The sequence below is a fragment of the Pseudomonas sp. P1.8 genome, from assembly GCF_001269805.1.
Classification (GTDB): domain Bacteria; phylum Pseudomonadota; class Gammaproteobacteria; order Pseudomonadales; family Pseudomonadaceae; genus Aquipseudomonas.
The window spans coordinates 69,538-93,640 of the sequence record NZ_LHVM01000010.1 but is presented as its reverse complement, the minus strand read 5'-3'; the positions used below and the strand labels follow the sequence as shown (position 1 = coordinate 93,640).

Below are 24,103 nucleotides of genomic sequence, written 5' to 3'. Positions count from 1 at the left end.
CCTTGTTGAAATCAGGCCTGAGGGGTTTTGCGGAAACCGACGGCCAGACGGTTCCAGCTGTTGATGGTGCTGATCGCCACGGTCAGATCGACCATTTCCTTGGGCGTGAACCGGGCGCTGACCACTTCGTAGTCTTCATCCGGTGCATGGGTCAGGCTCAGTTGGGTCAGGGATTCGGTCCAGAGCAGCGCGGCACGTTCACGCTCGCTGAAGAACGGTGCCTCGCGCCAGGCCGTCACGGCGAACAGGCGACGCGGGGTTTCGCCACCCTTGATTGCGTCGCTGGTGTGCATGTCGATGCAGAAGGCGCAGCCGTTGATTTGCGAAGCGCGCAGCTTGACCAGTTCAATCAGGTTCTTTTCCAGCGGCAGCTTCGACACTGCGGTTTCCAACGCGATCATCGCTTTGAGGGCATCAGGGGACGCGGTGTAAAAATCGATACGCGGTTGCATGGTCTGCTCCAGGGCAAGTGGGTGTGTGACTACGTTAGCCCCCCGCCCCGGTTGCACAAATAGCCAATATTCCAGAAGTCGAGGAGGCCATTGGGTTTTGCTCATGGCGGTCATCGCGAGCAAGCTCGCTCCTACAGGGAACACGGTCATATGTGAGAGTGAACCGCGCAGCGGCCATTCAAACCCGATTGCGCAACCACTGCAAAAAGCCCTTTTTCGCCTCCGCCACCGGCAGCTCCTGAGTCAGGGTTTTCGCTTTGTACAACCGGTAATCGAGCAAGGTTTTCATCGCATCGCCGATGTCGTGACGGGCATCCAGGCATGGCTTGAGGTACGACTTTTCGATGCGATACAAGCCGCAAAAGGTCTTGGCGGTAAACTGCGCGGGCACCGAACTGTCGTCCAGGATGCCAGCCTCGCCGATCACCTCCCCCGGCCCCATGCGGCCTGATTCAAACGGTGAACCGTGACGGTTCAGCGTCACGCTGACGACGCCGGATTCGATGATGAACAAGTGATCACTGACCTCCCCCGCCTCCAGGATCGTTTCCCCGGCGCGGAAGGTTTGCAGGGTCATGTTCTGGCTGAAGGTGTCCTTTTCCTCCTGACGCAAAGTAGAGAAAATCGGCGAACTGTCGAGCAATGCCCGGGGCCGTGACAGGTTGTCGGACAGCGTGGGTTCGACGCTCGACAACAGGTTGACCCCGGACGCCTGCAAGTGTCGGTACGCCAGGTCGAACAGCTGATTGCGCACCGTGCGTTTCTCGCTCATCGACGCGACAAACCCGCTGATTTCGTATTCCACACCCGTGCTGCTGGAACCTTTCAATGCGACGCTCGGTGCCGGTGTGTCCAGCAGAAAACGGCAACCTTGCATGGCGCGCTCAAGCGCATCGATCACCGTATTCGGTCGCGCATGGGGGCTCACTTGAAGGGTGATGGATACGCCGAACATATCGCTCGGACGGCTGAAGTTGATGATCTTGGCCTTGGCGGCCAGGGAATTGGGAATCACCGCCAGGCTGCCTTGAGCGGTTTGCAGGCGCGTGGCCCGCCAGTCGATGTCGGTGACTCGGCCTTCGGTGCCGTCGATGGAGATCCAGTCATCCAGTTGATAGGGTTTGGTGGTGTTCAGGACGATCCCGGAAAACACGTCGCTGAGGGTACTTTGCAACGCCAGACCGACGATGATTGCCAACGCACCGGAGGTCGCCAGTACGCCTTTGACCGGCAATTCGAGCACGTAGGCCAGCGCGGCGATGACCGCAATCAGAAAAATCACCGCGCCAAGCAAATCCTGAAGCAGCCGCCCGGTGTGCCCGACCCGCTGCATCATCACGGCGCCGATCAGTACGGTCAGGGTCCGCGCGCCGAACAGCCACCAACCAATCTGCAAACCAGTCGCCGCCAGATGCAGGGGTACGTTTTCAGGCCACGGCGCAGGCTCGAGCGGATTGAGACCTTCGTTGAACAGCAGAACACTGAACAACGCAAAAATCACCACCCGCACCAACAGCCGCCAGCCACTGCCCATCGTACTGAGCAAGCGCCACAAACCCAGGTCGATCAGGATCAGCAGCATCGCGCAGATCAGCGGGTGTTCGGTGAGCAATGACAGCATCAAACAACTCCAGCAAAGGCCAATGAGGCGAAGATCGCACAGATTGGCCATAGTGTAGGAGCAATTGATTTGAGTGATTCTGTCGGCATCAAAAAACAAATGTGGGAACGAGCAGGCTCGTTCCCGGTAAAGGGGACCTCAGGTGCGTTGCGAATCCAGCACTTCGTGTTCGTTCGCCACTTGCTGGGCCTTGAGGTAGCTCTCGATCAGCAATTGATAATGCGGCATGGCCTGGGCGTAGACCGCCGCCCACTCTTGCGCGTCCGGACGGTTCCACGAACCTTGCAGCTCGGACAGCGTCGCCATGATGTCGATCGGCACCACACCGGCCTGGGCGAGACGGGCAATGGTCAGGTCGGTGGCAAGTTTCGAGTGGTTGCCCGAGGCATCGACCACGGCAAACACTTTGTAGCCTTCATGCACGGCCGCGATGGACGGGAACGCCAGGCACACGCTGGTCAGGGTGCCGGCGATCACCAGGGTTTTCTTGCCGGTGGCTTTGACCGCGGCGTGAAACTGCGCGTTATCCCAGGCGTTGATTTCACCTTTACGCGCCACGTATTGCGCATGGGGCGCCGCCTCGTGAATTTCCGGAATCAACGGCCCGTTCGGCCCTTGTGGAACAGAGGCAGTGGTGATCACCGGCATCTTGAGCAAGGTCGCAGCCTTGGCCAGGGCGATGGCGTTGGCGCGCAATTGCGGTACGTCCATGTCCTTGACGATCTGGAACAGCCCGCTCTGGTGGTCGATCAACAGCATCGCGCTGTCGTTGGGGTCGATGGTCGGTTTCTGGCCGTTGAAGTTGGCCGCGTTGACGGTGTTCATGAGCGTTTCCTCTTTCGTTTGGGCAACAGCCATCCCTGGCCTGAGAACCGGCCTACTCATCCTGTGTAGAGTCGGGTTATGGAAGGGCTACGGATTAACCGTGCATCTGGCCGAAGCGGCCGGACTGGAAGTCGGCGAAGGCCTGGTGGATTTCCTGCTCGGTGTTCATCACGAACGGTCCGTGGCCGACAATCGGTTCGTCGATCGGCTCGCCGCTGAGCAACAACACCACTGCGTCGCCATTGGCTTCGAGGGTCAACTGATCGCCATCGCGCTCCAACAGGGCCAGTTGCCCCTCGCGCACCAGCTCCAGACCATTGACCTGAACCGTGCCGCGCAGCACCACCAGTGCAGTGTTGCGACCTTCATGCAGGTCCAGTGTCAGCAACTTGCCGCCGTTGAGACGCAGATCCCAGACATCAATCGGGGTGAACGTGCGCGATGGGCCGGTACGGCCGTCGAACTCACCGGCGATCAGGCGCAGGCTACCGATGTTGTCCTTCAGGGTGATGTTCGGGATATCACCATCGAGGATCGTCTGGTAACCGGGCTCGGCCATTTTGTCCTTGGCGGGCAGGTTGACCCACAGTTGCACCATCTCCAGGGTCCCGCCGCTTTTGGCGAAGTCTGCGGAGTGAAACTCCTCATGCAGGATGCCCGAGGCGGCGGTCATCCATTGCACGTCGCCGGGGCCGATCTTGCCGCCACTGCCAGTAGAGTCGCGGTGTTCGACTTCACCCTTGTAAACGATAGTCACGGTTTCGAAGCCACGGTGCGGATGCTGACCAACGCCACGTCGCTCGGTGGTCGGCGTAAATTCCGCAGGCCCGGCGTGGTCAAGCAGCAAGAATGGGCTGATGTGTTTGCCCAGGTTGTCGTAGGAAAACAGCGTGCGAACCGGAAAACCGTCGCCGACCCAATGGGCCCGTGGGCTGGTGTAGATACCGATGATGTTTTTCATGGTCTCTCCTGATGAAGTGAATGAAGCCATGGACAAAGCTTAAAACCATGACCTTTGCTGCGCTAGACTGCAAAAATCAGCTTTAGCGTTCTATCTGGAGAACGATGGTGGAAGACCTCAACACCCTCTACTACTTCACCCAAGTGGTGGAACATCATGGTTTTGCCGCTGCCGGGCGGGCGCTGGACATGCCCAAGTCCAAGCTCAGCCGTCGCATTGCGCAACTTGAAGAGCGCCTCGGCGTGCGTCTGTTGCACCGCACCAGTCGGCATTGCTCACTGACCGAAATTGGCCAGGCTTACTACCAGCGTTGCCTGGCCATGCGCGTGGAAGCGGAAAGCGCCGCCGAACTGATCGAGCGCAACCGCGCCGAGCCCCAGGGGATGGTGCGCGTCAGTTGTCCGACCGCGCTGCTCAATTCCTGGGTCGGGCCGATGTTGTCCCGCTATCTGCTCAAGTACCCCTTGGTGGAGTTGTTCATCGAGAGCACCAACCGTCGGGTCGACCTGATTCACGAAGGTTTCGACATTGCGCTGCGGGTGCGTTTTCCACCGCTGGAAAACTCCGACATGGTGATGAAGGTATTGGGTAACAGCACCCAGAGCGTCGTCGGCAGCCCGGCGCTCGCGCAGCGCCTGTCGACCCCGCCGTCACCGGCCGATCTCAGTGGTTTGCCGAGCCTGCATTGGGGCGCAGCGCAGCGTGAGTATCAATGGGAACTGTTCGGCGCCGACGGCAGCACCGCGCTGATCCGGCACACGCCAAGGATGGTCACCGATGACCTGTTGGCCTTGCGTCATGCGGCGGTTGCCGGCATCGGTGTCGTGCACCTGCCGAGCGTTGTGGTACGCAATGAAATCGCCGCCGGGCGTCTGGTGGAACTGGTGCCGGGTTGGGCGCCGCAGAGCGGCGTCATCCACGCCATTTTTCCATCACGACGCGGGTTGCTGCCGTCGGTGCGCACGCTGATAGATTTTCTCGGTGAGGAATTCAGTCGCAGTGATATTGCCTGAAGGCAGCTACAAGCTTTGAGCTTCAAGCGGCAAGTTGATCGGTCAGGTTCTGGAACCTCGTCGCCCCTATCGCGAGCAGGCTCGCACACAAGGGAATGCGGTCAAATGTGTGAGCGAGCCTGCTCGCGATGAGGGCAGCACAATCACCATCAATCTCTCTGACTTCAGGCGATTCGTGATTTGCGGTAAACATTGCTTTGCCAATCCAGCGGTTTTTCCCGGGCACACAGACGCCGATACTGGCGCCCATTCCCGCTGCAATCACTGGAGTCATACATGTCTATCCCCGCATTCGGCCTGGGCACCTTTCGCTTGCAAGGCCAGGTTGTCATCGATTCGGTGAGCACCGGCCTGGAACTGGGCTACCGTGCCATCGACACCGCGCAAATCTACGAAAACGAAGCCGAGGTCGGCCAAGCCATTGCTGCCAGCGGTGTGGCCCGTGATGAGCTGTTCATCACCAGCAAGATCTGGGTCGCCAACTTCGCCCGGGATCGCTTGATCGAAAGCCTCAAGGAGAGCCTGCGCAAGCTGCAAACCGACTGCCTGGACCTGACCCTGATCCACTGGCCATCACCGGAAGACCAGATACCGGTCGAGGAATTCATGGGTGCCCTGCTGGAAGCCAGGCAACTGGGACTGACCCGGCAAATCGGCGTGTCCAACTTCACCATCGACCTGATGAAGCAGGCCATTGCCGCCATTGGTGCCGAACACATCGCCACCAACCAGATCGAACTGCACCCGTACCTGCAAAACCGTAAAGTCGCCGAGTTCGCCCAGAGCCAGGGCATCGGGATCACCTCATACATGACGCTGGCCTACGGTGAAGTGCTCAAAGACTCGGTCATCCAGCAAATTGCCGAGCGCCTTCAGGCGACCGCGGCTCAGGTCACCCTGGCCTGGGCCCTGCAATCGGGTTATGCGGTCATCCCTTCCTCGACCCGACGCGCCAACCTTGAAAGCAACCTGTGCGCCACTGCTCTGACGCTGAGCGAGGCCGATATGGGCTTGATCGCAGCACTGGATCGCGGCCAGCGCCTGACCAGCCCGAAAGGCATCGCGCCAGCCTGGGACTGAATTCAATCCTGTTGAAGCCTCCGGTCCAGCCGGGCCATGGCTTGTTGCAACTGATCGACGGCATCGTCGATCAGCGGCGCGTGGTCACTATTGAGCGCCCGCTCCAGTTGCTCGCAACACTCCACGAGGGCCAGCGCCCGAATCAGCAGCGCCCCACCCTTGATCCGGTGCGCCAGTTCGCGCAAACCGGAACGATTGCCGCTGGTATGCATGGCGAGCAGATGAACGCGATCCTCGCGGTTGCTCAACTCCAGGTCATGTAGCAGCTGATCCATGAGTTCACGTTCCGTATCGGCATATCGATCCAGTCCACTTAAATCGAACTCCACCGGACCGTCGTCGACCTGCTTCGCTGACACTTCAGCAAAACGCTGTGCCAGCCACACCTGCAGATCCATCAAGCGAATGGGCTTGAACAGGCAATCGTCCATGCCCGCCTCCTGGCAGCGGATCTTCTCCTGCGTTTGTGCATTGGCGGTAAAGCCCAGGATCAGCAGCGGCGGTAAACCCTGCCGGCGTTCTTCATCGCGTATCGCTCGTGCCAACTCGTAGCCGCTGAGCACTGGCATGCTGCAATCTGTAATAACCACGTCGAGCTTATGCGCATGCCATTGCTCAAGGGCCTGCGCGCCGTTCTCCGCCAGGAGCACGCGGTGCCCCAGATAGCTCAGCTGCCGTGAGAGCAGCAATCGATTGGCCGGATAATCGTCGACCACCAGAATCGTCAAGGACCGGGTGCAGAGCGGAGCCTCGCCTTGGCGCAACTCGCTCTCGGGCAGCGGCGGCAAGACGATCAAATCAAGGTTGATGTCGACCCGCGTTCCCTCCCCCAGCGCGCTATCGAGCTTCAATCGCCCGCCCATCATTTCGCACAGCGTACGACTGATCACCAACCCCAGCCCGGAACCCTGCCCGGCTGATTGTTGGTTGTTGCCCGCCTGCGCGAAGGGACTGAACAGGCGCCGCTGGTCGAAAGCACTGATACCGATACCGCTGTCGGCAATGCGCACGCTGACAGCCAAATGCGCTGACGGCCTTGGCTGCGCCCGCAAGGTCAGGCTTACCGCACCTTCGTGGGTGAACTTGATGGCGTTGCTCAACAGATTGGACAGCACCTGCTTGAGGCGCAGTGGATCGAGCATCACATCGCAATCACTCTGATTGTCCAGCTCGACCCGCCATTGCAGGTTTTTCTGCACCGCCAGACCTTCGAAAACTCGACAGACCGAGGCCACCAACGCCCGCAAGTTGACCCGTTCCGGCGTCAGCGACAAATGCCCGGACTCGATACGAGCGATGTCCAGAATGTCGCCGATCAACGCCAGCAACTGTTGCCCTGCATGGGAGGCGACTTCGATGGCGGAACGATCCGTCACGCCTTCATCCGCCCGCTTCAGCGCCAGTTCGAGCATGCCGAGCAATGCATTCATCGGCGTGCGGATTTCATGGCTCATGGTTGCCAGAAACGTGGTTTTTGCACGATTGGCATCGTCCGCGGCATCCTTGGCCTCCTGCAATTGGCAGAGCCATTGCTGACGCTGCCGAATTTGCCGGCGCTGCCACAGGATCCCCACCAATGCGAACAGCAGCAGAATGCCCGCGATTGAAAACGCCTGCAAAATCGCTTGCCGATGCCGCAGCCAGTAGCTCTGCTCCACCATTGAGTCGTAGCGCCAGGGTTGGGTCAGCTCGTCGATTTCATCGGGAGGAATACTCAATAACGCCTTGTCCAGAATCGAGTGCAGCTCGATCGCATCCCGGCTGGTCGCCAAGGTACTGCGGGCGGGATCCGTGCCCACGGTACTGGTCACTTGCAGGCGATCGTGGTACTGCCGGGCGATCAGGTAACGGGCGCTGATCAGTGAGTTGATGCCACCCTGCACTTTGCCTTGGTCGACCATCTCCATGGCGTCATTGGTCAAAGGAGCATCCACCATCTGGATCAATGGAAAGTGCTGCCGAATGAAATCACCGGTAATATTGCCATAGGTCAACGCCAGGACCTTCCCGGCCATATCGTCCAGCGTCCTGGGGCTGTCCGGTGCCGCCCGGGTCACCAGCACCGACGGGCTGTTGAGAAAGGAGCGGGTAAAACGCAACGTTCCTTCGCGCTGGGAACTGAGTCCAATGCCCGCCAACACGTCGACCTGGCCATCCTTGATACCCGTCAGCATGTCCGTCACGGACTTCATGCCACGGACATCGAATTGCAACCCGGTACGCTGGCTGATTTTCGCCAGCACATCGATGACGATTCCACGAAACCTGCCCTTGCTGTCGATGAAGGAAATCGGCGGGATATTCACGTTGATCGCCACGTTCACACGCGGATGCCGTTCGAGCCAACGCTGCTCCGACACACTGAGCTGCAGCGGCTGATTGCCCGGGATGGAGGCTCCATTCGCGCCCCAGCGCCGCAGGATATTCATCTGTTCATTGGTGGTGACGAGCGCCAGCGCCTTGTTGACGATGCGCAACAACGGCGAGTTGTCACGGCTCATCGCAAACGCAAAGACACCGGACTCCATGGGCGAAAAATCAGCCAGCTGGACATTGCCCAGATAGTTTTTGCTGATCAGGTAATTGGCACTGATTGCATCTCCCAGGTACACATCAGCCTGACCAAACGCCACCGCCCCCATGGCGGCCAGGGTTGAGGGGAATAGTTTCAACTGCGCACGGGAATAGAACCGTTGCACGCTGTGTTCGGGCAAATAGTGATAGAGCGTCACCAGCCGTTTGCCGGCCAGCGTCGGATCCAGCGCCACCGTGGAGTCATCGACCGTGACCAATACCGGTTGATCGACCGCATAGGCGCTGGACATCTGTAACTGCGGGTCCTCGGACTCAAAACGATTGGCCGTTCCCAGCAAGTCAGCCTGCCCTTCCTTGATCGCCTGCACCGCTTCGGCTCGCGACGGATAGCGTCGAACCTCGATCCTGAGTCCCAGAAGCTGCTCGAGGAGGCCAGCGTAATCGGCGGTGATGCCCTCGAACACCTTGCCCGCGGTATTGAATTCGAAGGGCGGATAATCCGGGGCCGAGACCGCCAGCACCAGCTGTCCCTTTTGCTGCAACCAGCGTGATTCGCTCTCCGACAGTTTGACGGAAACACCTTCAAGGCTGGAGCGCCCCAGCAACGCCAGTGAGTGCGGTTGCGCCCAGGCCGTCGATGCCCACAGGAAGAGGCCAGCCAGCGCCAGGGCAGGCAGTCGTCGAAATAAGTTCATTCAGATCAGTTGATTGCGCAAGGCAAAATCCCTCAAATGCACCAGGGAGCTGACGTTGAGCTTGTCGATCAAGCGTGTCTTGTAGGTACTGATGGTCTTGAAGCTCAGGTGCATGATGTCGGCAATTTCCTTGTTGCTCGACCCCCGGGCCAGGTATTGCAAAATGGTCAATTCACGGTTGGAGAGCCGATCAATCAGCTCTTTCTCAGTGCGCTGCAACGCCCCCCCCGAAACAAAACTCGACGCCAGCTGAACGAAACAGGTGTAACCGGCCATCACGGTCTTCACTGCGGTTTTCAGATCCTCCAGATCCTTGCACTTGGGGACAAATGCCGCCGCCCCGGCGCGCATGCAACGTTCCTGATAAAAACGGGCTTCAAGTGAGGTGAAGACCACGACCCGACAACGCGTCTTTTCGGATTTGATACGGTCCAGTACATCCAGCCCGTTCAGACCCGGCAGGCCCAGATCCAGTAGCAAGACATCCGGTCGATGTTCACGAAACATCGACAGGACCTCATCGCCTCGGGTTGCTTCATGGATTCGTTTGAACCCCAATTCCCTGAGTACGAATTTGATCATGGAACGAATAACCGGATGATCGTCCACAATCAGTGCCGACTTCATGAAAACTCCCTGTGCAAAGACACCACGAACGAGCAAAGGACGGGCCGCGTAAAGACGCAACGGCTGCGCTGAGACTCTTGCATGGAAGAATGGAAAGAACTACCTGACAGAAATGACAGTTCCGATGAATGGTTGCCGTGGATCGACGGTGGCCATCAGCTGCGTGATGGACGCCAGTTCGGGCAGAGCGGCATGGCTCACCTGAACATGCCCGCCGGCAATGATGGGTAGCTGCGCCTGCAGGCCGTCGAAGATGAACACGTGACGGGCCTGTGGGTTGTCGACGAAAAAATCCAAGAGGTTCAACTGCCCATCGGCCAATGCCCCGTTCACAACCACCAGATCGAAAGGCTCGGTGCTGTACTCCATCAAGCTCAGCAACTCGTTGACACCTTGCACCGGAGCCACTCGGAAATAACCCAGCTGGTTGAACAACCACTCGATCCGCATACGGTGAAAGTGCTGCGTATCGGCAATCAGGATACGTAACGATTTATTGGGCACCCTGGACTCCTCTGACTGTCGGATTCATGAGGTCGCACAGGCTACGCAAGCCATAAGGATCAATCTGTAGGACTTTTCCCAAATACTGTAGGGACAACCCGACAACAGAGATAGATAACGGAGCGTCGTGGGTAGGGCTCCCACGCAATCCGTAGGAATGTTCATTACCTGCTTACTGCCAGCCGAACCGCCGGATATAGAAGCCTTTCACCGCTTGGGTCAGCGCCATGTATGCCAGCAAAATCACCGGCAGGAACACGAAGTACAGTGAGGGCAGCGCCTGCAATTTGAAGTAATGGGCCAGCGGTCCCATCGGCAGGAAAATCCCCACGGCCATGATCAGCCCGGTCATCACCAGCAACGGCATGGCCGCGCGGCTTTGCAGGAACGGGATCTTCGTCGTGCGGATCATGTGCACGATCAGGGTCTGGGTCAGCAGCCCGACCACGAACCACCCGGACTGGAACAGGGTCTGGTGATCCGGGGTGTTGGCATCGAACACGTACCACATCAAGGCGAAGGTGGTGATGTCGAAGATCGAGCTGATCGGCCCGAAAAACAGCATGAAGCGCCCGACATCTGCCGGCTGCCAACGCTGCGGTTGCTTGAGCATCTGCTCATCGACGTGATCGAACGGAATGGCGATCTGCGAAATGTCATACAGCAGGTTTTGCACCAGCAGGTGCATCGGCAGCATCGGCAGGAACGGAATGAACGCACTGGCCACCAGCACCGAGAACACGTTGCCGAAGTTTGAGCTGGCGGTCATCTTGATGTACTTGAGCATGTTGGCGAAGGTCCGGCGCCCTTCCAGCACGCCCTCCTCCAGCACCATCAGGCTCTTTTCCAGCAGGATGATGTCGGCCGCTTCCTTGGCGATGTCCACGGCGCTGTCTACCGAAATACCGATGTCGGCGGTGCGCAGGGCCGGGGCGTCGTTGATGCCGTCACCCATGAATCCAACCACATGGCCGTTGCCCTTGAGCAACCGGACGATACGCTCCTTGTGGGATGGCGTCAGTCTGGCGAAGACATTGGTAGTCTCCACAGCTTTCGCCAGCTCGGCATCGCTCATGCGTTGGATGTCGTTGCCCATCAGCAGGCCTTGCTGCTCCAGACCGACTTCGAGGCAGATCTTCGCGGTCACCCGTTCGTTGTCGCCAGTCAGCACTTTCACCGCCACGCCATGGGCAGCCAAGGCCTTGAGGGCTGGTGCGGTGCTTTCTTTTGGTGGATCAAGGAACGCCACGTAACCGATCAGGGTCAGTGCCTGTTCATCGGCAAGGCTGTAGGTGTCGCGCCCTTCGACCATTGGCCGTGCCGCCACAGCAACCACCCGCAGGCCTTCGGCGTTGAACGTGGCCGTGACCTGGCGGACTCGCGCCAGCAGTTCTTCGGTCAAGGCTTCATCGACTTCGCCATGGCGCACCCGCGAGCAGACTGCCAGCACCTCTTCCACCGCGCCCTTGCAGATCAGCAGGTGCGGTTGATCGCGCTCGGCGACCACCACCGACATGCGCCGGCGGGTGAAGTCGAACGGGATCTCGTCGACCTTGCGAAACGCTGTGCCGACTTTCAGCTCACGGTGGATTTCGACGTGTTCGAGCACCGCCACATCCAGCAGGTTCTTCAGGCCGGTCTGGTAGTAGCTGTTGAGGTAGGCCATTTCCAGCACATCATCGGAGTCATTGCCCCAGACGTCGACATTGCGCGCCAGGAAGATTTTGTCCTGGGTCAGGGTGCCGGTCTTGTCGGTGCACAGCACGTCCATGGCACCGAAATTCTGGATCGCGTCGAGGCGTTTGACGATGACCTTCTTGCGCGACAGGAACACTGCGCCTTTGGCCAGGGTCGAGGTGACGATCATCGGCAGCATTTCCGGGGTCAGGCCCACGGCAATCGACAGCGCAAACAGCAGTGCTTGGGTCCAGTCGCCCTTGGTGAAACCGTTGATGAACAACACCAGCGGCGCCATCACGAACATGAAGCGGATCAGCAGCCAGCTGACTTGGTTCACCCCGGTCTGGAACGAAGTCGGCGCCCGGTCGGTTGCACCCACGCGCTGGGCCAGTGCGCCGAAATAGGTGCTGTTGCCGGTGGTGAGTATCACCGCCATGGCTGTGCCCGATACCACGTTGGTGCCCATGAACAGTATGTTGTCCAGGTCCAGCGGGTTGCGGGTGTCGCAGGTCTGCTGACGGGGGAATTTTTCCACCGGCATCGATTCACCGGTCATCGCCGCCTGGCTGACGAACAGGTCCTTGGCGCTGAGTACCCGGCAATCGGCGGGGATCATGTCACCGGCGGACAACACGATCAGGTCGCCCGGCACCAAAAATCTGATCGGCAACTCGATGCGCCAGGCATTCTGATTGTCCAGGTCTCGGCGCATCACCGTGGCGGTGTTGCTGACCATGGCCTTTAGGGCGTCGGCGGCCTGGTTGGATCGGGTTTCCTGCCAGAAGCGCAGTAGGGTCGAGAGCACCACCATGGTGAAAATCACGATGGCGGCTTTCATGTCTTCGGTCAGCCAGGAGATGACCGCCAGCAGCGTCAACAGCAGGTTGAACGGATTCTTGTAGCAGTGCCACAGGTGCGACCACCAGGGCAGCGGCTGTTCGTGCTCGACTTCATTGAGGCCCAATTGCTCGCGCAGAACATCGGCTTCGAATTCGTTCAGGCCGTCGGTATGACTGCCCAGAGTGTTGAGCAAATGGCCGGTGTCGCTGCCGGCAGCGGCCACCAGGGTTTGCGCCAGGGCGGGCGGGACTTCACGGTTGACCGTGGTGTCGGTGAAGGTTTCCAGCAGCGCCAGACGGCGGAAGTGCCGGGCGATGTGGCGGTTACGCAGGAAGCCTGCGAAGAATTCCTTGAGGGTAAGTTTCATGGCGGGTGCCCCTTTGGCCAGCCGGGAAACCATCGAGCAGGCAGTCCATGCCGCTGCCGCCGGAACAACCGGCAAAGCAAGGCCTGGCGCGCCGATCACGAATGACAGGCGTGTCGAAAGAGCGCCAGCCACGACAAAAAGTCGAAACCACGCACCGTTCAGCGTCGATGAGAGAGGCGTCGGGACACGGTCGGGAGTGACCATGAACGGAATGCCGCTGCTCGCTTTTCGGCGAGACAACGGCACAGGAGACTGCGCGTTATCTTGCCGAGAAAATGCCGGTTACCGAAGCCGGCCGACAACTGTCACTCGAACAAATACCCACTGTGGGTCTCCGTGATTGATGAAAACGCGTGGAGCTTACGCCCCGATATTTGCAGCGTAAACCCGTTACAAAATCTTGCAGGGGCAATCGCAGGGATCTTCAGGAAGGGTTCAGGATTCGACATTTTCGTTGTTGTCGAGAGCGTCATCGCCAGCAAGCCGGCTCCTACAGGGGATATTCGCAACGACGAAAATCCACTGTAGGAGCCGGCTTGCTGGCGATAGGGCCTCGCGGACGCTACACATCTCAGCTGGCTGTGGCCAACAACAAATCCACCACCGACCGCCCATGCCCGCGATGCTTGCCATGTTCATACAGTGAACCGGCAATCTCGTCGGCACGAATCGGCAGGATCGACAGCAACGTGTCGCTCAGTCCATGGCTGGCCTGGCAAAAACCCTGCATGTAGAGACCGGCCTTGCAGCGCTCGTCAGTGATCAGCTTGTAGTTGCGATCGACCTCGAAATCACCCAGATATTGCTCCAGCGGCGCCAGCAACTTGCGGTGCATCTGGCGCTCGTAACCGGTGGCCAACACCACGGCGTCGTAATGACGAACCGAGACTTCACCGGTGGCGTTGTTGCGCGACACCAGTTCGATCCCGCGTTCGGTGGCGGTGGCTTCTGAGAGGGTGGTCAAGGTGTGGAACGCATGGCGGGCGATGCCCGAGACTTTCTGCCGATAGAAAATACCGTAGATGCGCTCGATCAGATCGATGTCCACCACCGAATAGTTGGTGTTGTGGTACTCGTTTACCAGTCGCTCGCGCTCACGGTCGGGCTGCTGGAACACCAGGTCAGTAAACTCTGGCGAGAACACTTCATTGACGAAGGGGCTGTCGTCGGCCGGCTTGAGTGCCGAACCGCGCAGGATCATGTCCACCTGCACCGACGGGAAGCTGTCGTTCAAATCGATGAAGGCTTCCGCCGCGCTCTGCCCGCCACCGATGATCGCAATGTTCATCGGCCGGTTTTCCACGCACGGCTGTTTGGCCATTTGCGCCAGATACTGGGAATGGTGGAACACCCGGCCATCATCCTTGAGCGCCTTGAACACCTCGGGAATGCGTGGCGTGCCACCGGCGCTGACCACCACCGAACGGGTGGTGCGCACCTGCTGATGCCCGGTCGAATCTCGCGAGATCACTCGTAGCGCCTCGACCTGATGGTTATGCAGCACCGGCTCGATGGTCAGCACTTCTTCGCCGTAGCGGCATTGCGCGGTGAACTGCCCGGCGACCCAGCGCAGGTAGTCGTTGTACTCCATGCGGCACGGATAGAACGTGCCCAGATTGATGAAATCCACCAGACGACCGTGGGCCTTGAGGTAATTGACGAACGAATAAGGGCTGGTCGGGTTGCGCAGGGTCACCAGGTCCTTGAGGAAGGAAATCTGCAACTCGCTCTGGGTCACCAGGGTGTTGCCATGCCAGCGGTAATCGGCCTGCTTGTCGAGAAACAGCACATCCAGTTCGCCCTGGATGGCCCCGCGCTCTTGCAGCGCGATGGCCAGCGCCAGGTTCGAAGGGCCGAAACCGACGCCGATCAGGTCGTGAACGTTGGGCGATGCAATTGCCTGTGTCATTTCCAGTGTCCTCTGGATGAGCCCCTCAACAATGGGGCATTGAACCTAAGTGACCTGACCGGCCAAGGGCAGCACAACAGGTCGTCTGTTGAGTAGGAACGAGGACACTTGAACAAAATTTAACGTGTGAGGAGTCCGTCAGCTCAATGGCCATCCCACTGTCGCATGCGTGTACGGCAATGCTTCATGGCGTTGACAATGTGCTTCTCGACCAGCGCCCGGGAAATACCGAGCTGTTCGGCAATTTCCGGATGGGACAGGCCTTCGATCTTGCGCAGCAGGAAGCTTTCGCGGCACAGCCGTGGCAATTGAGCCAAGGCACGCTGGAGCATTTCCAGGCGCTGGCCATGATCGAGGGCACTGTGTGGAGAGGGTGTGAAATAACGCTCTTCGGTATCGAGCACATCCAGCGGCTCGGCCTGACGCAACGCGTTGCGCCGGTGATCGTCGATGACCAGGTTGAGCGCGGTGCGGTAAAGGAACGCCCGCGGTTGCTCGATCGGCGCGTCGCTGGTGCGCTCCAACACCCGCAGATAGGCGTCATGCACCACATCTTCGGCGACCTGACGGTTGCCGAGCCTGGCGTTCAGGAAACACACCAGCTCTCGATAGTAGTTTTCCAACATGACTCCGGTCCGCGCGGGGGCGGTTTCTGTCCTTGAGCCCTTTGCGTGACCGTTGAAATAAACAGTGGCACGGTAGTGGCAATTCGAGTCGCGTAATTTATAGTAATTCTCATATAGATTTAAAGTACTTTAAACGCAGGCGATGCCGCCGGCTGCGATCTTTTGATTTTCGACTTTGCAAGATCAAAGGATCGCAGCCTGCGGCAGCTCCTGCGCAAACGTGTGTGAATGTGTCGCCAGCTAAATTGGCCGGTGCTTTTATCGTTTACAAGGACAGCTCCCCTTCTGCGCCCGGTCTTCCCGCTGCGGCTCGATGGGCTAATTCCCAAGGCCGGAACCCTGCATGAAACGCCCTCGACAGACCCGACGCACCCTGTTTGCAGTACTTTGCCTGATCCCCGTCATCGCCGTGGCTGCCTGGCAATTCATCCCGCCGGGCCGTGACCAGTTCGCCACCGTGCAGGTCACCCGCGCCGACATCGAAAGCAGCGTCACGGCTCTGGGCACCCTGCAACCGCGAAGCTATGTCGACGTCGGCGCCCAGGCGTCCGGGCAGATTCACAAGATCCACACGGAAGTCGGCGACGTGGTCAAGGAAGGCCAGTTGCTGGTGGAAATCGACCCGTCCACGCAACAGGCCAAACTCGACGCGGGGCGTTTCTCCATCGAAAACCTCAAGGCACAGTTGCAGGAACAACGGGCGCAACACGAGCTCGCCCGGCAGAAGTTCCAGCGCCAACAAAACCTCGCCGCCGGCGGCGCCACCCGTGAAGAAGACGTGCAGACCGCCCAGGCCGAACTGCGCGCCACACAGGCTCGGGTCGACATGTTCCAGGCGCAGATCCGCCAGGCCGAAGCCAGCCTGCGCAGCGATCAGGCCGAACTCGGTTACACGCGAATCTACGCACCGATGGCCGGCACCGTGGTGGCGCTGGATGCCCGGGAAGGCCAGACCCTCAATGCCCAGCAACAGACACCGCTGATTCTGCGCATCGCCAAGCTGTCGCCGATGACGGTGTGGGCCGAAGTCTCGGAGGCCGACATCGGCCACGTCAAACCCGGCATGCATGCCTGGTTCACCACCCTCAGTGGTGGCAGCCGTCGCTGGAACAGCACCGTGCGACAAATCCTGCCCGTACCGCCCAAGCCGCTGGACCAGACCAGCCAGGGCGGCGGCAGCCCCGCCAGCACCAACAAAAGCGGGAGCGCGCGCGTGGTGCTTTACACCGTGTTGCTGGACGTCGACAACGCCGACAACGCGTTGATGGCGGAAATGACCACCCAGGTATTTTTTGTCGCCGATCAGGCAAAAAACGTACTCACCGCCCCCATCGCGGCCCTGCAAACCGGCGCACAGGCCAACGTGCAAACCGCTCAGGTGATCGCCCGCAACGGCAGCATCGAGCAGCGCGACGTGCGCACCGGCATCAGTGACCGCTTGCGCGTGCAGATCCTCGACGGCTTGCAGGAAGGCGATCACCTGTTGATCGGTCCGGTCGACGGGAGTGGCGGCTGAATGCAGACGCCCCTGATCGAACTGCTGGACATCCGCAAAGCCTATGGCGGCGGCGACGCGCCTGAGGTGCACGTGCTGCGCGGCATCGACCTGACGATCCATGCCGGTGAGTTCGTGGCCATCGTCGGCGCGTCCGGTTCCGGCAAGTCGACGCTGATGAACATACTCGGCTGTCTCGACCGACCGACCTGCGGCGAATACCGTTTCGCCGGGGAAAACGTCGCCGCCCTCGACAACGATGAACTGGCCTGGCTACGCCGGGAAGCCTTCGGTTTCGTGTTCCAGGGTTACCACCTGATTGCGTCCGCGTCGGCCCAGGAGAACGTCGAGATGCCGGCAATCTATGCAGGCTTGCCCGCCTCCGATCGCCACGCCCGCGCCGCCGCCCTGCTCGACCGTCTCGGGTTGGCCTCGCGTACCGGCAACCGCCCGCACCAGCTATCCGGCGGGCAACAGCAACGGGTGTCCATTGCCCGCGCCTTGATGAACGGCGGCCATATCATCCTCGCCGACGAACCGACCGGCGCCCTCGACAGTCACAGCGGCGCCGAAGTCATGGCCTTGCTCGACGAACTGGCCAGCCAGGGTCACGTGGTGATCCTCATCACCCACGACCGCGAAGTCGCGGCCCGGGCCAAACGCATCATCGAAATTCGCGACGGCGAGATCATCAGTGACAGCGCCCGGGACAATCGCGCCGCGCAACATTCGGCCAACCCCGGCGCCTTGCAAGCCGTGGATCTGCGCAGGCGCCTGAGCGAAGGCGCGGAAGCCACCGGCGCCTGGAAAGGCGAGTTGGTGGATGCGGTGCAAGCGGCGTGGCGGGTGATGTGGATCAACAAGTTTCGCACCGCTCTGACGCTGCTGGGGATCATCATAGGCGTGGCCTCGGTGGTGGTGATGCTCGCCGTCGGTGAAGGCAGCAAGCGCCAGGTGATGGCGCAGATGGGGGCGTTCGGCTCAAACATCATTTACCTCAGCGGCTCGGCGCCCAATCCGCGCACGCCACTGGGCATTGTCACCCTCGACGACGTCGCGGCCATCGCCAGCCTGCCGCAGGTGATGCGGATCATGCCGGTCAACGGGCAGGAAGCCGGCGTGCGTTTCGGCAACCTCGACCACTTGAGCTACGTCGGCGGCAACGACACCAACTTCCCGGCGATCTTCAACTGGCCGGTGGTGGAAGGCAGCTATTTCACCCATGCCGATGAACAGAACGCAGCCGCCGTCGCGGTGATCGGCCACAAGGTGCGGACCAAGTTGCTCAAGGACGTGGCCAACCCGATTGGCCAATACATCCTGATCGAAAACGTGCCCTTCCAGGTGGTCGGCGTGCTCGCCGAAAAAGGCGCCAGTTCGGGTGATTCCGACAGCGACGACCGCATCGCCATCCCCTACTCCGCTGCGAGCGTGCGCCTGTTCGGCACGCACAACCCCGAGTACATCGCCATCGCCGCGGCTGATGCGCGCAAGGTCAAGGAAGCGGAACAGGCCATCGAACAGCTGATGTTGCGCCTGCATAACGGCAAGAAGGATTTCGAACTGACCAACAACGCGGCGATGATCCAGGCCGAGGCGCACACGCAAAATACCCTGTCGCTGATGCTCGGCTCGATTGCCGCGATTTCGCTGCTGGTGGGCGGGATCGGCGTGATGAACATCATGCTCATGACCGTGCGCGAGCGCACCCGCGAGATCGGTATCCGCATGGCCACCGGTGCTCGCCAGCGGGACATCCTGCGCCAGTTCCTCACCGAAGCGGTGATGCTCTCGGTGGTTGGCGGACTCACCGGGATCGCCCTGGCGCTGATCGTCGGCGGCGCGCTGATGCTCAGTGAAGTGGCCGTCGCGTTTTCCTTGATAGCGGTGCTGGGCGCCTTCGGCTGCGCCCTGATCACCGGTGTTGTCTTCGGCTTCATGCCGGCCCGCAAAGCTGCCCGACTCGACCCGGTCACGGCCCTTACCAGTGAATGATCTCTCCATGAAGCCGCTCTCGATCAAGCCGTCACTCAGCCTGCTGACCGTGTGCCTGTTGCTCAGTGCCTGCGGCAGCCCGGCCGAGCGCCCGGACAGCGGCATCCAGCCGCCCGCCGCCTGGCAATCGCCCCACACGGCGAGTGCCGCTCACGACAACACGCAATGGTGGAACCGCTTCGGCAGCCCGCAACTGGGACGCCTGATCGAAGAGGCCCGGCTTGGCAGTTACGACCTCGCCGCAGCCATCGCCCGGGTGCGCCAGGCGCGGGCGGACACGGTGATTGCCGGTGGCTCGCAACTGCCCGAGGTCAAGGCGGCGGTGAATGCCAATCGCGAGAAGCTGCTGCGCGGCGATGGCTATAGCCAACTCGATGCCGATGACAGCAACAAGGCAGTGGATTACTTCGACGCCAGCCTCACGGCCAGTTATGAAATCGATTTCTGGGGCGGCCAGCGCGCCAGCCGGGACAGTGCGCAGTTCGCTTTGAAAGCCAGCGAGTTCGATCAGGCCACGGTGGAATTGACACTGCTCAGCGGAGTCGCCAACGGCTACGCGCAAGCCCTGTCGCTCCAGGAACAGCGCCGCATCGCCGAGCTGAACCTGGCCAATGCCCAACGCGTGCTGAAACTGGTGCAGACCCGTTTTGACTCCGGCTCCGCCACGGCCCTGGAACTGGCGCAGCAAAAAAGCCTGGTGGCCGCACAACAACAGCAATTGCCGCTGGTGCAGCAACTGGCCCAAGACGCGCGCGTCAGCCTCGCCCTTCTCCTCGGCCGCCCGGTACAGGAGCTGTCATTGGGACAGGAGCATTTCGATCAACTGACCTGGCCGGTCATCGATGCGGCAATACCCAGCCAATTGCTCAGCCGTCGTCCAGACATCGCCCGGGCCGAAGCCCAACTGGCTTCGGCACAAGCCGATGTCACCGTGGCCCGCGCCGCGATGCTGCCGAGCGTGACCCTGAGCGCCCAAATCGGCTCCGGCGCCGACAGTGCCAGCGACATTCTGCGCAGTCCGTTCTACAACCTGTCTGCCGGATTGCTCGCGCCGGTTTTCAACAACGGCCGTCTCGGCGCCCAGCGCGACAAGGCCACGGCCCGGCAGGAGGAACTGCTGGAGACTTACCGTGGCGCGATCATCAACGGTTTTGCCGACGTCGAGAAAGCCCTCAATAGCATTCGCGGGCTCGACGCACAGCGTCAGTGGCAGGGTGAGGAACTGAGTCAGGCACAAACGGCGTTCAACATTGCGCAGAGCCGTTATCAGGCTGGGGCCGAGGATTTGCTGATCGTGCTGGAGACCCAACGCACATTGTATGCGGCGCAGGATTTGAACGTGCAACTGCGGCTGTCGCGGATGCAGGCGAGTATTGCGTTGTACAAGGCGCTTGGGGGTGGGTGGCAGGTTCTGTAATCGTTGTCGTTAGTGAGTACGCCTTCGCGGGCAAGCCCGCTCCTACAGTGATTTTTTGTTGCCCGGAAATTTCGAGTACACCCACGGCCCCTGTAGGAGCTGGCTTGCCAGCGAAGAGGCCGGCCTATCCAACATCAACATTGCCTGCCAGGACGCCTTCGCGGGCAAGCCCGCTCCCACAGTGGTTTTTGTTGTTCGCAAATTTCACGCACACCCAAGGACCCTGTGGGAGCTGGCTTGCCAGCGATTGAACGATTACGCGGTATCAAACCGGAGTTTGCCTGGCTTTCAGATGGCGGGCATACCACGGCCGCTGCGGTATTTTTCGGAACAAGCCCTTCAACTTTGTCTCGTCCTCGCCAAAGGTGATGCGCAACGCCAGCTTCATGGTTTCCGGGTCCATTTCCACAGACTGACCCGCTCGCAACCCCGGTGTGGTGCTGCAACCGTGGGTGATCGGCCCCAGCCACGGGTCGTCGATCTCGACCCAGCGCCCCGGCGCAAACCATTGCACACCCTTGACCTCCTGCCGACTGACCTGCCCCGGATGGAAGCGCTCGTGGGCACGGAACCAGTCTTCCAGGCGATCGTCGATCCAGCCATGAAAGTGCCAGAACACCGGGCTGACATGAGAGGAAAACGGGTCGCCGAGAAAATCGTTCTCCGGCGCAAACCAGCGCGCGGAAAAGTCCGACGGATCCCGAGCGAACGGCACCGGCTGGCCGTTCGAGGGGTCACGCGGTACCGAAGCCCAGCGCATGTGCAGCCAGTCGTGCAGGCCCAGCTCGACCTCCGAACCGAACTGCCCAAGCGTCAGCGTCGACAGGTAACGCGGGTCGCGGTAGCGCGATTCCCAGACCTGGAAGTTGCTGTGGTAGGTCTCGGCGGTCTTGATGTCGCTGACCCACTGCGTGTACTCGTCATCGTCTTCGGCCAGCCAGGTCGGCGGCAGCGACGTGCCGTCGTGGTTGTCGAAGTAGCGGGCGAAGCCGAGCCGGTCCCGCGCCAGTTCCGGCTGCGGTAACGGGAAATGCGTCCAGGACGGCAGGTCCTGCATCGTGCGCGCCGTGCCGAGCATGTGCCGGTGCATGAAGAAAAAATCCACGCCCGAGCCGTTGCGATCCTTGCGCTCGCCACGGGCATCGCGCTCCTTGTCACGCGGGCCGGGTTGCCAGCCGATGCCGCGCAAGGCTGCGCGCTGGTCTTCGGACAGCTTGTGCCATTTGTCCCGGGAGGCATGCCAGAGCTGGTGAAACAGCCGGTGTTCCGGGGAAACCAGCCACGCCAGCAAGGTCGGGTTGAGCCCTGTGCGCTCGCGCGCTTCGGGGAACACGCGCTTGACCGCAATGAAGCGATTGTCCTGGGAGGTCAGCATCAGCGGACGATCCAGGTTCAGCACGCGACCACTGAGGGTGCGGCTGCCAGCGTTACCGAAACCGCCCCAGACCTCGTCCAGGGTCATGTCGAATTCGTAGGCGCAGCTGCCGTTGGCACTGACCAGCCGCCAACTCAACTGCGCCGGATTCGTCCCGGAAAGATCGCCGAGCACGCGCAAACGGGGTTCTTCGCTGCTGCGCAAACGCTCGGCTGTGTCGAGGAAACCGCTGACACCACGACCTTTGTGCCCGATGTCGAGAAACACTTCCAGGCCCTCCAGCGGCAAACCCTCGATACCGGCGTCACGCCCTTCAAAGCGAATCTTCCAGACGCCGCGCAAGGTATCCGCCAGCCGCTGGCCCGCGACATCCGCCACATCGAACGACGCTTCGCCGGGTGTGATCGTCGGGTCCGCTCTGGTCAACTCGCGATGTCCGTAATACACCGCAGGCAGGGCAGCACCGGTCAGCGCCACACCTGCGAGGAACCATCGTCGAGAAATCGTCATTGCCCTACCTGTGTCAGCCATGGAGCAGGCTTTATCCAAGCTAGAACGTTTGTTGTGCCGACAAATTTAACGGCTTCACTGTAGGAGCTGGCTTGCCAGCGAAGAGGCCGGCACAAACACCTAAATTCTCAGCCCGTCCACTCGTTCCCCCCAGATAGCAAAGGCCCCGCGCCTGCACCCTGACGGCGAACCCGACTGAGACGGCAATGACAAAACCACGTTCGAAAAAGGCTCTTTTCATTGGCCTGCCGCTGGCCCTGACGATCAGCGCGGGTGCCGGTTACATGGCTTGGGATTATTGGTTCAAGGACAATCCCGGCTACCCGGTCAAGGTGATGAAACAGGCCGATGCCTTGCAGGAACGCATCCTCTCATTCGACAGCCATATCACCGTGCCGATGGATTTCGGTACCGCCGGCAACGAAGTCGACAAGGACGGCGAAGGCCAGTTCGACCTGGTCAAGACCGGCCGCGGTCGTTTGTCTGGCGCAGCGCTGACGATCTTCGGCTGGCCGGAAATCTGGAACGGTCCCAACGCGCCGCATCGCCCCACTGCCGGCTTCATCGACGAGGCCCGGCATGAGCAGGAAACCCGCTACAAGATCATCAGTGCAATGGTCCGCGACTTTCCCAATCAGGTGGCCATTGCCTACACCCCCGACGATTTTCGCCGTCTGCACGGCGAAGGCAAATTCGCGATTTTCATGAGCATGCTCAACGCCTACCCGCTGGGCAATGACCTCAACGCACTCGACAAGTGGGCGGCCCGGGGTATGCGCATGTTTGGCTTCAGCTATGTGGGCAACAACACCTGGGCCGACTCATCGCGACCGCTACCATTCTTCAACGATTCACGGGACGCCCTCGGCGGGCTTTCGGACATCGGCAAGCAAGCGGTGCAGCGCCTCAACGACCTGGGCGTGATCATCGATGTGTCGCAGATGTCGACCAGGGCCCTGGAGCAAGTGGCGCAACTGAGTCGCACGCCGATGGTCGCCTCCCACTCGGCGCCCCGCGCCCTGGTGGACATCCCGCGCAACCTCAGCGACCAGGAAATGCAGCTGATCAGAAACAGCGGCGGCGTGGTGCAGATTGTCGCTTTCCCAACCTACATCCGCCCACTGAGCCAGGCCACCCAGGACAAACTCAACGCCCTGCGAGCGCGCTTCGACCTGCAACCTTTGCAAGGCCTGGAAATGGCGCTGATGCCCGGCGACCCGGTCATCACCGTCTGGCCGGAGCAGCGTTTCGGCGAGTACGCCAGCCAGCTCTATTCGATCCTCGACGAAGAGCCCAAGGCCACCCTCAAGGATTACGGCGACGCCATCGATTATGCCGTGAAGAAAATCGGCATCGACCACGTAGGCATCAGCTCCGACTTCAACGACGGTGGCGGTCTCGATGGCTGGAAAGACGTCAGCGAGGCCCGCAACGTGACCGCCGAGCTGATCAGCCGCGGCTACGGCGAAGCCGACATCGCCAAGCTTTGGGGCGGCAACTTCCTGCGGGTCTGGGATCAGGTACAGAAGTCCTCCCGGCCCGTCGTCCAGAACTGATTTTTACTTTTGCCAAAGCG

At 60.5% G+C, this 24,103-nt stretch carries 18 protein-coding genes; 6 read left to right on the top strand and 12 right to left on the bottom strand.

What is annotated here, in order from left to right:
* Positions 1 to 11: 11 nt before the first annotated feature.
* The 4 genes from AD668_RS09015 to AD668_RS09000 all read right to left on the bottom strand — a co-directional run bounded on the left by AD668_RS09015 (position 12) and on the right by AD668_RS09000 (position 3,859).
* Complete coding sequence (locus AD668_RS09015) at positions 12 to 452, bottom strand: carboxymuconolactone decarboxylase family protein (protein ID WP_053157241.1); 441 nt, start codon at positions 450 to 452, stop codon at positions 12 to 14.
* Between the two features lie 178 nt (positions 453 to 630).
* Positions 631 to 2,073, bottom strand: coding sequence for a mechanosensitive ion channel family protein (locus tag AD668_RS09010; RefSeq protein WP_053157238.1), 1,443 nt, complete (start codon positions 2,071 to 2,073; stop codon positions 631 to 633).
* 138 nt (positions 2,074 to 2,211) lie between these two features.
* The gene (locus AD668_RS09005) at positions 2,212 to 2,898 is read right to left on the bottom strand and encodes an isochorismatase family protein (RefSeq protein ID WP_053157234.1); all 687 of its coding nucleotides are present in this window, start codon (positions 2,896 to 2,898) and stop codon (positions 2,212 to 2,214) included.
* Positions 2,899 to 2,992: 94 nt separating this feature from the next.
* On the bottom strand, positions 2,993 to 3,859 hold the full coding sequence (locus AD668_RS09000; RefSeq protein ID WP_053157231.1) for a pirin family protein: 867 nt from the start codon (positions 3,857 to 3,859) through the stop codon (positions 2,993 to 2,995).
* Positions 3,860 to 3,963: 104 nt separating this feature from the next.
* On the opposite strand from AD668_RS09000, the gene AD668_RS08995 reads away from it, so the two are divergent.
* Positions 3,964 to 4,872 (top strand): LysR family transcriptional regulator, encoded by a 909-nt coding sequence (locus AD668_RS08995; RefSeq protein WP_053157228.1) that lies wholly within the window; start codon positions 3,964 to 3,966, stop codon positions 4,870 to 4,872.
* Positions 4,873 to 4,894: 22 nt separating this feature from the next.
* Here AD668_RS08995 and AD668_RS08990 read toward each other — a convergent pair whose 3' ends face one another.
* Entirely contained in the window at positions 4,895 to 5,146 is a 252-nt protein-coding gene (locus tag AD668_RS08990; RefSeq protein WP_053157224.1) for a hypothetical protein, read from the bottom strand.
* A 2-nt stretch (positions 5,147 to 5,148) separates the two neighbouring features.
* Between AD668_RS08990 and dkgB the strand changes: the two genes are divergently transcribed.
* Complete coding sequence (gene dkgB, locus AD668_RS08985; RefSeq protein WP_053157221.1) at positions 5,149 to 5,952, top strand: 2,5-didehydrogluconate reductase DkgB; 804 nt, start codon at positions 5,149 to 5,151, stop codon at positions 5,950 to 5,952.
* Positions 5,953 to 5,954: 2 nt separating this feature from the next.
* On the opposite strand, the gene AD668_RS08980 is transcribed toward dkgB, so the two are convergent.
* From AD668_RS08980 to AD668_RS08955, 6 genes are all read right to left on the bottom strand, one after another.
* Positions 5,955 to 9,182: a transporter substrate-binding domain-containing protein gene (locus AD668_RS08980; RefSeq protein WP_053157218.1), complete on the bottom strand. Its 3,228-nt coding sequence runs from the start codon at positions 9,180 to 9,182 to the stop codon at positions 5,955 to 5,957.
* Complete coding sequence (locus tag AD668_RS08975; protein ID WP_053157215.1) at positions 9,183 to 9,809, bottom strand: response regulator transcription factor; 627 nt, start codon at positions 9,807 to 9,809, stop codon at positions 9,183 to 9,185.
* A gap of 99 nt (positions 9,810 to 9,908) precedes the next feature.
* Positions 9,909 to 10,313 carry a hypothetical protein gene (locus AD668_RS08970; RefSeq protein ID WP_053157212.1) on the bottom strand — a complete coding sequence of 135 codons (405 nt, stop codon included), beginning with the start codon at positions 10,311 to 10,313 and terminating at the stop codon, positions 9,909 to 9,911.
* A gap of 172 nt (positions 10,314 to 10,485) precedes the next feature.
* Positions 10,486 to 13,200, bottom strand: coding sequence for a magnesium-translocating P-type ATPase (gene mgtA, locus AD668_RS08965; protein WP_053157974.1), 2,715 nt, complete (start codon positions 13,198 to 13,200; stop codon positions 10,486 to 10,488).
* 571 nt (positions 13,201 to 13,771) lie between these two features.
* Positions 13,772 to 15,109 carry a lysine N(6)-hydroxylase/L-ornithine N(5)-oxygenase family protein gene (locus AD668_RS08960; protein ID WP_053157210.1) on the bottom strand — a complete coding sequence of 446 codons (1,338 nt, stop codon included), beginning with the start codon at positions 15,107 to 15,109 and terminating at the stop codon, positions 13,772 to 13,774.
* Positions 15,110 to 15,252: 143 nt separating this feature from the next.
* Entirely contained in the window at positions 15,253 to 15,735 is a 483-nt protein-coding gene (locus AD668_RS08955; protein ID WP_053157207.1) for a sigma-70 family RNA polymerase sigma factor, read from the bottom strand.
* Between the two features lie 343 nt (positions 15,736 to 16,078).
* On the opposite strand from AD668_RS08955, the gene AD668_RS08950 reads away from it, so the two are divergent.
* From AD668_RS08950 to AD668_RS08940, 3 genes are read left to right on the top strand one after another with little or no spacing between them, the layout of a single operon-like run.
* A complete protein-coding gene (locus AD668_RS08950; protein WP_053157204.1) occupies positions 16,079 to 17,251 on the top strand; it encodes an efflux RND transporter periplasmic adaptor subunit in 1,173 nt (390 codons plus the stop codon).
* Positions 17,252 to 19,225, top strand: coding sequence for a MacB family efflux pump subunit (locus AD668_RS08945; RefSeq protein ID WP_053157201.1), 1,974 nt, complete (start codon positions 17,252 to 17,254; stop codon positions 19,223 to 19,225).
* Positions 19,226 to 19,247: 22 nt separating this feature from the next.
* Positions 19,248 to 20,642 carry an efflux transporter outer membrane subunit gene (locus AD668_RS08940; protein WP_053157971.1) on the top strand — a complete coding sequence of 465 codons (1,395 nt, stop codon included), beginning with the start codon at positions 19,248 to 19,250 and terminating at the stop codon, positions 20,640 to 20,642.
* Between the two features lie 265 nt (positions 20,643 to 20,907).
* Here the strand turns inward: AD668_RS08940 and AD668_RS08935 are convergent, their stop codons facing one another.
* Positions 20,908 to 22,527 carry a hypothetical protein gene (locus tag AD668_RS08935; RefSeq protein ID WP_053157199.1) on the bottom strand — a complete coding sequence of 540 codons (1,620 nt, stop codon included), beginning with the start codon at positions 22,525 to 22,527 and terminating at the stop codon, positions 20,908 to 20,910.
* A 206-nt stretch (positions 22,528 to 22,733) separates the two neighbouring features.
* Between AD668_RS08935 and pvdM the strand changes: the two genes are divergently transcribed.
* Positions 22,734 to 24,083 carry a pyoverdine-tailoring dipeptidase-like protein PvdM gene (pvdM, locus tag AD668_RS08930; protein ID WP_053157195.1) on the top strand — a complete coding sequence of 450 codons (1,350 nt, stop codon included), beginning with the start codon at positions 22,734 to 22,736 and terminating at the stop codon, positions 24,081 to 24,083.
* Positions 24,084 to 24,103 lie beyond the last annotated feature (20 nt).

Bases quoted from the DNA above. Each gene is read 5' to 3' on its own strand.
- AD668_RS08990 (WP_053157224.1), bottom strand. From the start codon at position 5,146: ATGACTCCAGTGATTGCAGCGGGAATGGGCGCCAGTATCGGCGTCTGT.
- AD668_RS08960 (WP_053157210.1), bottom strand. From the start codon at position 15,109: ATGACACAGGCAATTGCATCGCCCAACGTTCACGACCTGATCGGCGTC.
- AD668_RS09015 (WP_053157241.1), bottom strand. From the start codon at position 452: ATGCAACCGCGTATCGATTTTTACACCGCGTCCCCTGATGCCCTCAAA.
- AD668_RS08975 (WP_053157215.1), bottom strand. From the start codon at position 9,809: ATGAAGTCGGCACTGATTGTGGACGATCATCCGGTTATTCGTTCCATG.
- AD668_RS08995 (WP_053157228.1), top strand. From the start codon at position 3,964: ATGGTGGAAGACCTCAACACCCTCTACTACTTCACCCAAGTGGTGGAA.
- dkgB (WP_053157221.1), top strand. From the start codon at position 5,149: ATGTCTATCCCCGCATTCGGCCTGGGCACCTTTCGCTTGCAAGGCCAG.
- AD668_RS09000 (WP_053157231.1), bottom strand. From the start codon at position 3,859: ATGAAAAACATCATCGGTATCTACACCAGCCCACGGGCCCATTGGGTC.
- AD668_RS08980 (WP_053157218.1), bottom strand. From the start codon at position 9,182: ATGAACTTATTTCGACGACTGCCTGCCCTGGCGCTGGCTGGCCTCTTC.
- AD668_RS08945 (WP_053157201.1), top strand. From the start codon at position 17,252: ATGCAGACGCCCCTGATCGAACTGCTGGACATCCGCAAAGCCTATGGC.
- AD668_RS08935 (WP_053157199.1), bottom strand. From the start codon at position 22,527: ATGACGATTTCTCGACGATGGTTCCTCGCAGGTGTGGCGCTGACCGGT.
- AD668_RS08955 (WP_053157207.1), bottom strand. From the start codon at position 15,735: ATGTTGGAAAACTACTATCGAGAGCTGGTGTGTTTCCTGAACGCCAGG.
- pvdM (WP_053157195.1), top strand. From the start codon at position 22,734: ATGACAAAACCACGTTCGAAAAAGGCTCTTTTCATTGGCCTGCCGCTG.
- AD668_RS09005 (WP_053157234.1), bottom strand. From the start codon at position 2,898: ATGAACACCGTCAACGCGGCCAACTTCAACGGCCAGAAACCGACCATC.
- AD668_RS09010 (WP_053157238.1), bottom strand. From the start codon at position 2,073: ATGCTGTCATTGCTCACCGAACACCCGCTGATCTGCGCGATGCTGCTG.
- mgtA (WP_053157974.1), bottom strand. From the start codon at position 13,200: ATGAAACTTACCCTCAAGGAATTCTTCGCAGGCTTCCTGCGTAACCGC.
- AD668_RS08950 (WP_053157204.1), top strand. From the start codon at position 16,079: ATGAAACGCCCTCGACAGACCCGACGCACCCTGTTTGCAGTACTTTGC.